Raw genomic sequence first — 13,281 nt, 5'->3', positions numbered from 1 at the left:
GCAGGCGACGGCTCGGCAGGCGACGGCTCGGCAGGCGACGGACGATCCGGACGAGCTGTCGCGGCGGTGCCGGTCAGGACGGACAGCCCTGGCGCGGACCCTGCTGGCACGGAGACCGCCCACGGGACCTCGGCGGGTCCGGCACCGACAGCCCCGGCTCCGCACCCTGACAGCGCCGCCTCGACCGCACGGGCGGCGAACACGGCAGCCTCGAGCAGGGAGTTGGAGGCCAGGCGGTTCGCGCCGTGCACGCCGGTGCGGGCGCACTCCCCCGCGGCGAGCAGCCCGGGCAAGCTGGTGCGGCCGTCCAGATCCGTGCGGACCCCGCCCATCCAGTAGTGGGCCGCCGGGGTCACCGGCACGGGGACGCGGCCCCAGTCGAAGCCCGCCGCGCGCACGGCCGCGTCGATCGTGGGGAAGCGCTCCCGCAGCCGAATGGACCCGATCCCGGTCGCGTCCAGGAGCACGGGCCTGCCCTCCTGAGCGTCCATGACCCGGGCGATCGCCCGGGCCACGACGTCACGGGGAGCGAGCTCGGCACGCGGATCGTGCTCAGGCAGGAAGCGTCGGCCCTGCTCATCGCGCACCACCGCGCCCTCCCCGCGCACCGCCTCGGAGATCAGGAAGGAGCCGGGAGCGGCGAGCGCCGTGGGGTGGAACTGATAGAACTCCAGGTCCTCGAGCGCGGCCCCGGCCCGTGCGGCGGCGGCGATCCCGTCGCCCGTTGAGACAGCAGGGTTCGTGGTGTGGGAGAAGAGCTGGCCGGCGCCGCCTGTCGCCAGCAGCGTCGCTCGCGCCCGCACCACGCATCGGGTCCCGTCGGCCGTCATCAGCTCGGCGCCGACCACCCGGCCGTCCTCGACCCGCAGATCCACCAGTGCCGACTGCTCGCGCACTGCGATCCCCCGCTCCCTGACCGCCGCGACCAGGGCGTTCTCGATCGCCCGTCCGGTGGCGTCGCCGCCGGCGTGGAGGATCCGCGGCCGGGAGTGGGCGCCTTCGAGGCACATCGCGTAGCTGCTGTCGGGCCCGCCGGTCCGGTCGAAGGCGACGCCGAGGTCGATCAGCCGGCGGATGGCCGTCGGCCCCTCCTCGCACAGCACGCGCACCGCGGCCTCGTCGCACAGTCCCGCGCCCGCACCCAGGGTGTCCCGGGCGTGGGCGGCGGCGGAGTCGGCGGGGTCGAGCGCTCCGGCGATGCCGCCCTGGGCGTAGCGCGTCGACCCCTCGGCGAGCTCCGTCTTGGTCACCAGCAGGACGTCGGCGGTGCGGGAGGCACGCAGCGCCGCCGTCAGCCCGGCGATCCCGGAGCCGACCACCAGCAGGTCGGTGTGCACCTCGTTCCGGGCGCCCATGCTCAGCGCTCCGAGGTGGTGGTCACCGGCGCGGGCTTCGCGGCGAGCATGCGCTCGAGCGCAAGGCGGGCGGGCTGGGCGACGTCCTCGCCGACGGTGATGCGGTTGATGACCTCACCGGCGAGCAGCGACTCCAGCGCCCAGGCGAGGTAGCCGGGGTGGATGCGGTACATCGTGGAGCACGGGCACACCACGGGGTCCAGGCAGAAGATCGTGTGCTCGGGGTGCTGCGCGGCCAGGCGCTGGACCAGGTTGATCTCGGTGCCGATCGCGAAGGTGGTCGGCTCGGTGGCGCCCTCGATGGCCTTGCGGATGTAGTCGGTGGAGCCCGATTCGTCCGCCGCGTCGACCACCGGCATCGGGCACTCGGGGTGCACGATGACGCGCACGCCCGGGTGCTCAGTGCGGGCCTGCTCGATCTGCACGGTGGTGAAGCGCTTGTGGACCGAGCAGAAGCCGTGCCAGAGCACCACCTTCGCGTCCTGCAGGGTCTGCTCGTCGTTGCCCCCGAGCACCTGGCGCGGATTCCACATCGGCATCTCCTCCAGGGAGATCCCCATGGCCTTGGCAGTGTTGCGGCCCAGGTGCTGGTCAGGGAAGAACAGCACCCGCTGCCCTCGTTCGAAGGCCCACTCGAGCACGGTCGAGGCGTTCGAGGAGGTGCACACGATCCCGCCGTGGCGGCCCACGAACCCCTTGATCGCCGCGGAGGAGTTCATGTAGGTCACGGGGATCACCGGCAGGCGGCCGTCGGCGACGGGCACTTCGCCGCCGTAGACCTCCATGAGCTGCTCCCAGCACTCCTCGACCTGGTCGATGTCCGCCATGTCCGCCATCGAGCAGCCTGCGGCGAGGTTCGGCAGGATCACGGCCTGGTCGGGGCCGGAGAGGAGATCGGCGGTCTCCGCCATGAAGTGGACGCCGCAGAAGATGATCGCCTCCGCCTCGGTGCGGGCCTTGGCGGCGTTGGCGAGCTGGAAGGAGTCGCCCACGTAGTCCGCGTACTGGATCACCTCATCGCGCTGGTAGAAGTGCCCGAGCACCACGGCCCGGTCGCCGAGCTCGGCCTTCGCGGCACGGATCCGACGGTCCAGCTCCTCGGCGCTCGCATCGCGGTACTCCTGCGGGATCTCGCCCTGGCGCGGGGCGGCGGCCGGGGTCGGATCGGCCATCGAAGCACCGGGGCCGTAGCCGGGGTCGCGGGCGTCGACGTCCCACGGGGCGTCCAGCAGCTCGGTGGAGCAGGTGCTGCCGGAGGTGGCGCCGGCGGAGATGTCGCGGATGGTCAGGTCGACCGAGGCTGTGGTGGCTGTGCTGGCGGTGGTGGCTGTGCTGGCTGTCGTGGTCATGGTGATGCTCTCCGTGGGGTGAGGCGGTCAGAGACCGGTGAGCGGGCCGTTGTCGGCGAGGTGGATGGACTGGTCGTGCCGGTAGAGGCGAGCAGGACGGTGGCGGCCGCCGGTGCGGAAGGCCTCGGTGGCCACGAGCCGTCCGGCGGTCTCCATCTGGCGGCGGAAGTTCGCCGGGTCGAGGGTCCGCTGCAGCACGGCCTCGTGGACGGCGCGCAGCTCGGCGAGGGTGAAGGTCTCCCCGAGGAAGGCTGCGGCGATGCGGGAGTACTCGACCTTGTTGCGCAGGCGCCACAGGGCGTACTCGACGATCAAGGAGTGGTCGAAGGCGAGCTCGGGCAGCTCGTCGGCCACGAACCACTGCACGTTCACGCCCGCCTCGCCCGCGTCGGCCTCCTCGGGGCGCACGAGCGCCCAGTAGATGACCGAGACGGTGCGCTCGTCGGCCGTCGAGGCGCGGTCGAGACCGCCGAAGGCGTAGAGCTGCTCGAGGTACTGCGGGGTGAGCCGGGTGGTCTCGCGCAGGTTCCTCGCGGCGGACGCGGCGAGGCCTTCGTCCGACGCCAGAGGACCCCCTGGAAGAGCCCATCTCCCCTGGTGAGGAGCACGGATGCGCCGCACGAGGGGCAGCCACAGCACCGGTCGATGGGTGCGCGGATGCGGGCGCAGGGCGAAGATGACCGTCGAGACGGCGAGGGACACCTGGTCACCCATGAGCAGACACCTCCAGTTAAAGTCATCGGAACCTTTACGGATGCGAAGACATTAGGGTCGCGAGGACCAGAAGTGCATGACGTGACGCGATCGTGTGACCTGTGACACGAAACCGCTGACTTTAACTCGCGCACTGAGAACCTCGGTAACCGTCTCCACCTCTCGCGCAGAACACGGCAGGAAACCAGCCCCATGACCGCCCCCACAGCCACCACCGCCCCGATCCGGCGCGCTCCGACGCGCGTCGCCTGGGCGTCGATGATCGGCACCTCGCTCGAGCAGTTCGACTTCTACCTCTACGCGTACTTCTCCGCGTTCTTCGTGGGGCCGCTGTTCTTCGAACCGCTCGGCGCGGCCGGCGCCACACTCGCCTCCTTCAGCACGATCGCGGTCTCGTTCGTGATCCGGCCCGTCGGCGCGCTGATCTTCGGGCACATGGGCGATCGACTGGGCCGACGCACCACCCTGCTGTGGACGGTGGGCCTGATGGGGGTGGCGACAGCGCTGATCGGCGCGCTGCCCTCGTATGCGCAGGCCGGCTGGCTGGGCGCGATCGGCCTGGTGGTGCTGCGCCTGGTGCAGGGCATCTCCCTGGGCGGTGAGTGGGGCGGCTCCGTGCTGCTGGCCACCGAGCATTCCCATCCGCTCAAACGCGCCTTCTACGCCGCGATCCCGCAGCTCGGCTCCCCCGTCGGCTCGATCCTGTCGGCCGCGGTGTTCCTCGGCCTCACGATGACCCTTCCCGATCAGGCCATGCAGGACTGGGGCTGGCGGGTGCCCTTCTTCCTCGCGCTCCCGCTGCTGCTGGTCTCGCTCTACCTGCGCCGCGCGATCGACGAGACTCCGGTGTTCGCGCGGCTCGCCCGCACCGGCGGCCGCGCCGAGCGTCCTGTGCTGTCGATGCTGCGCGATCGGCCGCTCGCCCTGATCATCGCGGTGGGCGCCGCGCAGCTGGGCATCGGCTCGTACGCGCTGATGAACACGTACACGATGAACTACGGCTCGGTGGTGCTGGGCTACGACTACCGGCAGCTCCTCACCGCGGCCACCATCGGCGCCCTGCTCCAGCTCGTCACGATCCCCCTCTTCGGTGCGCTCGCGGCCCGCACCGGGTCGGCGCTGGTGGTCGGCGTCGGCGCCCTGGGCACGGCGCTGATCGCGTTCCCGCTGTACTTCCTGCTGCAATCGGCGGGCTTCGGGGTGCTGGTGACCTTGATGGTGGTGGGCGGGATCCTGCCCACGATGTCCTGGGCGGCGCTCGGCGGACTGATGAGCGACCTGTTCCCGGGCCGCTTCCGCTACTCGGCACTGTCCTTCGCCTACGCCGTGGCCGCCACGGTGGGCGGCGTGGTCCCGCTGGCCACGTCCGCGCTCGGGGCATGGACCGCGCAGGCATGGTGGCATCCCGGGATCGTGCTGGTCGCAATGTCGGCGGTGACGCTGGCAGCGGCCGTCGCGGCCGGCTGGGAGATGCGCCGACGCGACGCGTCCGACGGCACGGGCGACATCCCGGCCGACAGCCGGGTCGCCTCCCGGGACGTCACGCGGGAGGACCCCACGGAGGACGACGAGGCCGGGGCGGGCACTGTCGTGCCACACTCGGGCCATGGTCGGAGATGACACCACCGAGCCCGCGACACCGCCCTCGAGACGATGGACACTGCTCCTGGTGCTGGCCGCGGCGGTCGTCGTCGCCGTACTGGTCGCGGTCTGGATCGTGGCCACCAGACCACCCGCCACCGTCGCCGCGTCGTGGACGGAGACAGCTGACGATCCCGGCGACGCGAGCGACGCCCTCCGCTCCTGTCAGCAGCCCGACAGCACCGCCGCGCTCGACATCCACATCACGGAGCAGCGCGGCATCGCGAGCTTGCTCGTCGGGACGAAGGGGGACGGCAGCACCCTGACCTGCCTGGCCGTGGAGGTCGACGAGGGCTGGAACTCGATCTCCATGGTGTCCGACGTCGACGAAGAGGCGCCCGCGGTCCCGGACGACGGCGTGCTGACTCGCGCGAACGGCCTGGCCGGGATGGAGCCTGTCGCCGAGGACGCGGCGATCGGGGCGGAGACGGCCGGCTCCGACGCCCCGGCTGACACCTCGGAGCCGTCATCCCAGCACGTGCTCGCCGGCGAGGTCGGTGAGGCCGTGGTCGGCCTGAGGCTACAGACGTCGGCCGGCCCCGTGGAGGCCACTCTCGGGGGCGGCTGGTTCGGCGCCTGGTGGCCCACGGCGAACGACTCCGAGCTGAACGAGCCGGTCACCGCGCAGGTCACCCTCGAGGACGGCACCACCCGCACGATCGAACTGGCACCCGACGAGCAGGTGCCGAGCTGACCCGTTCCCCACGGGACGAGTCTTCCGTGCAGGTCAGCTCTCGCCGAGCGTCCCGGCGGTCTCCTCGAGGGCCGAGCGCCGCAGGATGTCCAAGCGGATGCCGCGAGCGGTCTCGAAGTGCCGCCTGGCGACGGCGCGGGCCGCGTCGGCATCGCGCTCGTCGATCGCACGCAGCAGCTCCGCATGCTCTTCGAGCGCCTCCTGCCATCGGTCGCCCACGGAGAGCGTCGAATGCGGGGCGTGGACCAGGTGGTGCGAGAGGCGCTCGAGCAGGTCGTGCAGGACGGGATTGTGCGAGGCGGTCCAGATCGCGCGATGGAACTCCAGGTTGCTGCGGCGCAGGGCGGAATCGTCCCGTGTCTCCAGATCCCGGTCGCGCTGCACCAGCGCTTCCAGGCGCAGCACGTCACGGACGGTGCGGTACAGGGCGGCATCGCCGGCGACCTGCTCCTCGAGCAGGATCCGCACGTCGTAGACCTGCATGACCGTCTGAGGATCGACGCTCTGCACCTCGAGGCCGCGCTGGGCCCGGCACAGCAGACCCGACTGCTCGAGGCGGGAGAGGGCATCGCGCACCGGGGTGCGGGACACCTCGAACCTCTCGGCGAGCGCCACCTCGCGCAGGGCCGTCCCCGGGGCGAGCGTGCCGTCGAGGATCTCGGAGCGCAGGGTCGAGAAGATCTGCTCGCGGTCGTTCCTGCCGTTCACACGGTCCTCCGTCCTCCGGTCTCACCCGGTCCTTGGTCCTGCTCCGACGACATGACGGAGCCTATCGGCCGCATCCTGCGCGCCTGCGGGATCAGGCGATGAGCCCCGCACGACGACCGAACACGGAGCCCGCGGCGAGGCCGGAGCCGCCCGGGTAGTTCCCGCTGAACAGCCCGCCCAGCATCTCGCCGGCCACGAGCAGGCCCGGGATCGGGCTGCCCTCGCCGTCGAGCACCTGGCCCTCGGTGCTGCCGCGCAGGCCGCCGAAGGAGAAGGTGATGCCGCAGGTGACGGGGTAGGCGTAGAACGGCGCCTGCGCGATCGGGCTCGCCCAGTTCGACTTGGGCGGGGTGGTCGAGGCCTTCTTGCCGTCCTTCACGGTGGGGTCGAAGCTGGCGTCGCCGATCGCGGCGTTGAAGTCCGCGACCGTGCCGACGAAGCGCGTCGCAGGGATCCCGAGCGCCGCGGCGAGCTCCTCGAGGGAGTCGGCGACCACCTCCGAGACGCCCGGCATCTCGTACTCCTCGGCCCGCAGCATCGGCCGGGTGACGGCGTCGAACACCTGGAAGGCGAGGGAGCCGGGCTGCTCGAGGATGACCTTGCCGTACTTCGCGTAGGTGTAGTTGCGGAAGTCCGCGCCCTCGTCGAGGAACCGTTCGCCGTCGGTGTTCACGAGGATGCCCAGCGGGTAGCTCTGCCGGGTGAGGCGGTTGGTGAGGTCGAGGTTGCCCTCGTTGTGCTCGTGGAAGGCGTCCCACTGCACGCTGTGGCAGGTGGACCAGTCGCCGCCCCGGTCGGCGCCGATCGCGAGCCCCGCCCGGATCATGTCGCCGACGTTGAACGCGGTGCCGCGCACCTTGGCGGCGGCCCAGCGCTCCCCCAGGTGCTCGGCGCGCATCTCGGGATCGGCCTCGAAGCCGCCGGCGGCGAGCACCACGGACTCGGCGCGCAGCGCGACCCGCCGACCATCGTGCTCGGCGACGACGCCCACCACGCGACCGTCCTCGACGATCAGCTCGGTGGCGCGGTGGCCGTAGCGCACGTCCTCGCCCAGGCGGCGGGCCACGGCGGTGTGGTCCGCGATCAGACCCTTGCCGCCGTCGACGTTCCCTACGTGCAGGCCGCCCCAGAACAGGTAGGTGCCGTCGGGCCGGTCGTACGCCTGCCGCTCGTACATCAGGCGATAGCGCAGGCCCAGCCCCGCGAGCCAGCGCAGGGTGGGCTGGGCTTCGGCGACCAGGACGCGACTGAGGTCCGGGTCGTTGCGTCCCTCGGTGACGCGCTCCAGATCGGCGAGGTACTCCTCGGACGAATACGGGGGAACCGTGGAGACGGCGTGCCGCTCATCGGGCTCCACGAACTCCGCGAGCTCCTCGAGGCCCTGGTGGGCGATACGGGTAGCGCCGGCCGTGAAGTAGCTGTTCCCCCCGGCGGTCTGGCCCTCGCCGCGCTCGAGCACGATGACGGAGCGTCCGCGCTCCGCGGCCGCGTGCGCGGCGCTGAATCCGGCGTTCCCGCCTCCGACGACGATGACGTCCGCGTCCCGTTCCATGCTGCTCTCCTCTGCTCACCGACGGCCCTCGGCCCAGCGCCGCCACGTTCCGGACGGCCCACGCGAAGAGTGTATCCGTATGTTCACGAATGCGTACATGTGGATTCTTGGAAGACACAAGTCTTCTTGTTGCGTCTCAGTACTCCGCTGTGCATACACTCTGTGATCCTTGTCGCCGCTGGGGCGTCACGACGAAGTGCGAGGAGACTGGACCATGCGACGCAGGACTCTGCTGTACGGCGGATTCACCGCGGTGGTCGCCGGGACCACGGCAGCCGCTCTGGCCAACGGCGCCTCCACCGCCGGCGGCTCGGAGGCGCGCAGCACTCTGACGCTGATCGCCCCGGCCGCGACCGGCGGCGGATGGGACGGCTTCGCCCGCGAGAGCCAGCAGGTGCTGCGCGAGGAGTCGATCGTCAACAACGTGCAGGTCGTGAACATCCCCGGCGCGGGCGGCACGATCGGCCTGAGCCAGTTCATCCGCTCTCCCGGCAACCCCAGCTCCCTCCTGGTCACCGGGGGCGTGATGGTGGGTGCGATCGCCCTCGGCGAGGGCGAGGCCACTTTCGACGACGTGGTCCCTATCGCCCGCCTGGCCGACGACTACGCCGCCATCGTGGTCCCCGCGGACTCCGAGCTGGAGACGCTCGACGACCTGCTCGAGGCCTGGACGGACGACCCTGGCGGCACCTCCATCAGCGGCGGCTCCCTCGGCTCCATCGACCACCTGCTGAGCGGGCGCCTCGCCCAGGTGATCGGCATCGACCCCGAGGACCTCAACTATGTGGCCTACTCCGGCGGCGGCGAGGCCCTGAACTCGCTGCTCTCGCACACCACGACCATCGGCGTCTCCGGCTACAACGAGGTCGCCGACCAGGTCGAGGCGGGAACGCTGCGCGCGATCGCGATCTCCGCCGAAGAGCGCCTGCCCGGGGTCGACGTGCCCACGTTCGTGGAGCTGGGCACGGACGTGGCGATGTCGAACTGGCGCGGCGTCGTCGCCGCCCCCGGCATCACCGACGAGGTGCGCGACCAGTTCGTGGACATCGTGACCGAGATGCGCGACTCCGACGCCTGGGCGGAGACCCTCCAGCGCAACGACTGGACCGACAGCTTCCTGACCGGTGACGAGTTCGCCGACTACATCCGGGACGAAGCCGAGCAGGCCGCCGAGATCGTCGAGGACCTGGGACTGTGAGGAGCACCGTGAAGACACCCGCCCCCCGTAGGAGCGCACCCGCCGGCGCACGCCCGCTGAGCGCACTGGCTGTCCGCAAGGAACTGATCGTGGTGGTGCTGCTGGCGGCCGTCGGCATCGTGCTGCTGGTCGGCTCCACCACCATGAACGTGCTCGGCGAGGACGTGATCGGGCCGCAGTTCGTCCCGGTCGTCCTCGGCGTGCTGCTGCTCCTCGCCGCAGCTCTCCTCGCCGTCGACGTGATCCGCCACCCGGAGCAGCCGCGGGACCTGGAGCAGGACGAGTTCGAGGGCAACTTCTCCGCGGACATGCTCCATGACATCTCGGGCCTGGCCGAGCCCGGGACGCCCGGCGCGCCCACCGCGGTCACCGGAGCCGTCTCCTCGAAGGACGTCGCCGCAGCCGTGGCCGCTTCCGAGATGCCCACCGACACCCCCTCCGACGCCGACGCGGTGGTCGATGCCGACGGGGTGGTCGATGCCGACGCCGAGGCCGCTGCGCACGCCACCGCCGCGAAGAACCCCTCGAGCGACCTCCGCACGCTCGGACTGGTCCTGCTGTCCATGGTCGGGTTCGTCGTGATCCTGCCGTACGCCGGCTGGGTGATCTCCGCCGCGGCCCTGTTCTGGTGCATGTGCCGCCTGCTGGGGTCGAAGCGACCGTTCTTCGACATCGGCGTGTCCTTGCTGGCCTCCTCCCTCATCCAGCTGGCCTTCGGCGGGCTGCTCGGCCTGTCCCTTCCCGCACTGTTCGGAGGCTCCCTGTGATCGACCAGCTCGCCCTGCTCATGGGCGGCTTCGCCGCCGCCCTCACGCCGTACAACCTGCTGTTCGTGCTGATCGGGGCCGTGCTGGGCACCGCCGTGGGCGTGCTGCCCGGCCTCGGCTCCTCGATGGCGGTGGCCCTGCTGCTGCCCATCACCTTCGCCCTGGATCCCACGGCGGCCTTCATCATGTTCGCCGGCGTGTACTTCGGCGGCCTCTTCGGCGACTCCACCGCCGCGATCCTGCTGAACACCCCCGGCCAATCCTCCGCGATCGCCTCGACGTTCGAGGGCCACCGCATGGCGCGCCACGGACGCGCGGCCGTGGCCCTGGCGACCGCTGCCATCGGCGCCTTCATCGGCGGACTCATCTCGACCACCGTCGTCGTGTTCTTCTCGCCGTTCCTGGTCACCATGGCGACGTCCTTCGGCCCGGCCGAGTACTTCGCACTGGCCGTCTTCGCGTTCCTCGCGATCTCCTCCGTGGTGTCCGAATCGATGACCCGCGGCCTCGCGGCCCTCATGCTCGGCGTGGCCCTCGCGCTGGTCGGCATCGACGGTCCCAGCGGCACGGAACGTTTCTCCTTCGGGATCCCCGAGCTGTTCGACGGCTTCGACATCGTCGTGGTGACGGTGGGACTGCTCGCCCTCGGCGAGGTGCTCCACGTGGCCTCGCGCATCCACCGCGACCCCGAGAGCCTGAAGATCGACCCGGGCGGGGTGGCGCGCATCAGCCGGGCGGACTTCCGCAAGGCCCTGCCCGCGTGGCTGCGCGGTGCCGCCTTCGGCACCCCCTTCGGGATGATCCCCGCCGGCGGCGCCGAGGTCCCCACCTTCCTCGCCTACGGCACCGAGAAGCGCCTCGCCGATCGGCAGGACGATCCCGAGTTCGGCAGGACCGGCTCCATCAAGGGGCTCGCCGCCCCGGAGGCCGCGGCCAACGCCACCGCCGGCACGGCGCTGGGCACCCTGCTCGCGCTGGGCCTGCCCACCTCCGCGACCGCCGCGATCCTGCTGGCGGCCTTCCAGCAGTACGGGATGCAGCCCGGCCCGCTCCTGTTCCAGCGCAGCGGCGACCTGGTGTGGACCCTGCTGGCCTCGCTGTTCATCGGGCTCATCGCTCTGCTGGCCCTGAACATCTTCCTGGCCCCGATCTGGGCCCGCCTGCTGTACATCCCCCAGCACTACCTGTACGCGGGGATCACGATCCTCGCCATGCTCGGCGTGTACGCGATCTCGTCGTCGTACTTCGACCTGTACGTGCTGATCGCGCTCGGAGCGTTCGGCTACCTCATGAGACGGTTCGGGATGCCGATGGCGCCCCTGCTGATCGGCGTGATCCTGGGACCGCTCGCCGAGACGGAGCTGCGCCGCGCGCTCGCCGTGTCCGAGGGCGACCCGTCGATCCTGGTGAGCAGCCCGATCACGATCATCGTGTACATCGTGCTGGCCGGCATCGTCATCCTCTCCGCCGTGCAGCACGTGCGCCACCGTCGTGCGGATCGCCGGGCTGCCGCCGTGGCGGGCTGAGCACGCGCGGGAGGCACCGCTGCGTCGATCCGTCGACCCCGATCGCGACACCGGCCCCAAGAGGTGGGCGGAACGGTCGGAGAACCCTATCCTCGCCCGATGGGCGTCACCGTCGACGCTCTCACCCTGTCCCCCTCCGGAGGCCTCATGACCGTCCTCGACCGTTCGGCGATCATCGCGCCGACGACCTTCAACCGCTGGCTGATCCCGCCGGCCGCGCTGGCCATCCATCTGTGCATCGGGCAGGTCTACGCGTTCAGCGTGTTCAAGGCTCCGTTCCAGAGCCACTTCGACGTCGGGGAGGTGGCGGTCGGCTGGATCTTCTCCCTCGCCATCGCCATGCTCGGCATCTCCTCCGCCATCGCCGGGACGTGGGTGGAGCGCGTCGGGCCCCGGATGGCGATGGTCGCCGCCGGCGGGTTCTGGGTGCTCGGCTTCCTCGTCTCCACGATCGGCATCTCCGCCGGTCAGCTGTGGCTGGTCTACCTGGGCTACGGGGTCATCGGCGGCATCGGCCTGGGCATCGGCTACATCGCCCCGGTCTCCACGCTGATGAAGTGGTTCCCGGACCGTCCGGGCCTGTCCACCGGCCTGGCGATCATGGGCTTCGGCGGAGGCGCGCTGATCGCCAGCCCTGCCTCGAACAAGCTGATGGCGCTCTTCGGCGGCGGGCAGGACCCCGAGCATCTGGTCGCGGGCCTCACCCCGACCTTCCTCACGCTCGCCGGCTGCTATCTGCTGGCGATCGCGCTGGGCGCCTACGTGATCCGCCTCCCCCATCCGGACTGGCTGCCGCGCGGATTCGATCCGGCCGACGCCACCAGCCATCCGGCACAGACCTCCGGTTCCGTGTCCGCGAAGCAGGCGATCCGCACGCCCCAGTTCTGGCTGCTGTGGATCGTGCTGTTCACGAACGTCACCGCCGGCATCGGCATCCTCGAGAACGCCGCCCCGATGATCACCGACGGCTTCGGCATCGCCGCTGCGGCGGCCGCCGGCTTCGTAGGGCTGCTGTCGTTGGCCAACATGGCCGGACGCTTCGTGTGGTCCACCACCTCGGACTACCTGGGACGCCGGCTCAACTACGCGCTGTACCTGAGCGTCGGCGCGATCCTGTACGTCGTGATCGCGACCGTCGGCTCCCACTCGCTGGCGCTCTTCGTGCTCTCCGCGCTGGTGATCATCTCCTTCTACGGCGGCGGCTTCTCCACCGTCCCCGCCTACCTGAGGGACCTGTTCGGCGTGTACCAGGTGGGCGCGATCCACGGGCGGCTGCTGACGGCCTGGGCGGCCGCCGGCGTCGCAGGGCCACTGCTGGTCAACACCATCGTCGAATCCCAGGCCTCCGCCGGGCACTCCGGCATGGAGCTGTACAGGCTCTCGATGTGGCTGATGGCGGGCATCCTCGCCGTCGGCTTCGTGGCGAACCTTCTGATCCGTCGGGTCCCGGAGAGGCATTTCGAGGACGAGGCGGTGGTCGCGCGGAAGCAGGAGGCGGACCGCGCCGGCGCCCATGACGCGATCAACGGCAAGGGCGGCACGGACGCCCATGCCCAGGCCGGCGCGAGCCACACGGTGGTGGCGAGCGCGCTCGCCGTGCTCGTGGTCGCGGCCCTCGCCTACGGACTGGTCGAGACCGCGATCCGCGCCGTCGCGCTGTTCACCGCCTGACCCGACCGGGGCCCTCGGGCCGGCCCGGCGGCCCGAGGGTCCCGCCTGCCGGCTCGACAGTCCCGCCTGCCGGCTCGAGGCATGGCCGGGCGACCCGCTGGCCCGG

11 protein-coding genes are annotated in these 13,281 nt (G+C 71.2%); 6 read left to right on the top strand and 5 right to left on the bottom strand.

Annotation, left to right across the window (positions count from 1 at the left end):
- From nadB to CIK81_RS16590, 3 genes are all read right to left on the bottom strand, one after another.
- Positions 1 to 1,355: L-aspartate oxidase (gene nadB / locus CIK81_RS16600; protein ID WP_114355924.1), on the bottom strand; the 1,355-nt coding region annotated here is incomplete at its 3' end.
- A gap of 2 nt (positions 1,356 to 1,357) precedes the next feature.
- Positions 1,358 to 2,704, bottom strand: coding sequence for a quinolinate synthase NadA (gene nadA, locus CIK81_RS16595; protein ID WP_096164295.1), 1,347 nt, complete (start codon positions 2,702 to 2,704; stop codon positions 1,358 to 1,360).
- Between the two features lie 27 nt (positions 2,705 to 2,731).
- The gene (locus tag CIK81_RS16590) at positions 2,732 to 3,418 is read right to left on the bottom strand and encodes an NUDIX domain-containing protein (RefSeq protein WP_096164296.1); all 687 of its coding nucleotides are present in this window, start codon (positions 3,416 to 3,418) and stop codon (positions 2,732 to 2,734) included.
- Positions 3,419 to 3,610: 192 nt separating this feature from the next.
- Here CIK81_RS16590 and CIK81_RS16585 point away from each other — a divergent pair, with 192 nt between their 5' ends.
- Together CIK81_RS16585 and CIK81_RS16580 are read left to right on the top strand one after the other, a co-directional pair.
- Entirely contained in the window at positions 3,611 to 5,038 is a 1,428-nt protein-coding gene (locus tag CIK81_RS16585; RefSeq protein WP_114307640.1) for an MFS transporter, read from the top strand.
- Positions 5,025 to 5,753: a hypothetical protein gene (locus tag CIK81_RS16580; protein ID WP_114307641.1), complete on the top strand. Its 729-nt coding sequence runs from the start codon at positions 5,025 to 5,027 to the stop codon at positions 5,751 to 5,753. The genes CIK81_RS16585 and CIK81_RS16580 overlap by 14 nt, the downstream gene beginning before the upstream one ends.
- 33 nt (positions 5,754 to 5,786) lie before the next feature.
- Here the strand turns inward: CIK81_RS16580 and CIK81_RS16575 are convergent, their stop codons facing one another.
- Positions 5,787 to 6,461: a GntR family transcriptional regulator gene (locus CIK81_RS16575; RefSeq protein ID WP_096196342.1), complete on the bottom strand. Its 675-nt coding sequence runs from the start codon at positions 6,459 to 6,461 to the stop codon at positions 5,787 to 5,789.
- A gap of 91 nt (positions 6,462 to 6,552) precedes the next feature.
- A complete protein-coding gene (gene tcuA / locus CIK81_RS16570; protein WP_096164300.1) occupies positions 6,553 to 8,013 on the bottom strand; it encodes an FAD-dependent tricarballylate dehydrogenase TcuA in 1,461 nt (486 codons plus the stop codon).
- A gap of 214 nt (positions 8,014 to 8,227) precedes the next feature.
- On the opposite strand from tcuA, the gene CIK81_RS16565 reads away from it, so the two are divergent.
- The 4 genes from CIK81_RS16565 (at position 8,228) to CIK81_RS16550 (ending at position 13,175) form a co-directional block, all read left to right on the top strand.
- Positions 8,228 to 9,211: a tripartite tricarboxylate transporter substrate binding protein gene (locus CIK81_RS16565; RefSeq protein WP_096164301.1), complete on the top strand. Its 984-nt coding sequence runs from the start codon at positions 8,228 to 8,230 to the stop codon at positions 9,209 to 9,211.
- 8 nt (positions 9,212 to 9,219) lie between these two features.
- Positions 9,220 to 9,978: a tripartite tricarboxylate transporter TctB family protein gene (locus CIK81_RS16560; protein ID WP_158542083.1), complete on the top strand. Its 759-nt coding sequence runs from the start codon at positions 9,220 to 9,222 to the stop codon at positions 9,976 to 9,978.
- Positions 9,978 to 11,504 carry a tripartite tricarboxylate transporter permease gene (locus CIK81_RS16555; protein ID WP_096164333.1) on the top strand — a complete coding sequence of 509 codons (1,527 nt, stop codon included), beginning with the start codon at positions 9,978 to 9,980 and terminating at the stop codon, positions 11,502 to 11,504. Before CIK81_RS16560 ends, CIK81_RS16555 begins: the two co-directional genes overlap by 1 nt.
- A gap of 147 nt (positions 11,505 to 11,651) precedes the next feature.
- Complete coding sequence (locus tag CIK81_RS16550; RefSeq protein ID WP_096164334.1) at positions 11,652 to 13,175, top strand: OFA family MFS transporter; 1,524 nt, start codon at positions 11,652 to 11,654, stop codon at positions 13,173 to 13,175.
- Positions 13,176 to 13,281 lie beyond the last annotated feature (106 nt).

The organism is Brachybacterium sp. JB7, assembly GCF_003335205.1.
GTDB lineage: Bacteria > Actinomycetota > Actinomycetes > Actinomycetales > Dermabacteraceae > Brachybacterium > Brachybacterium alimentarium.
This window is presented reverse-complemented; position numbering and strand designations above follow the sequence as displayed.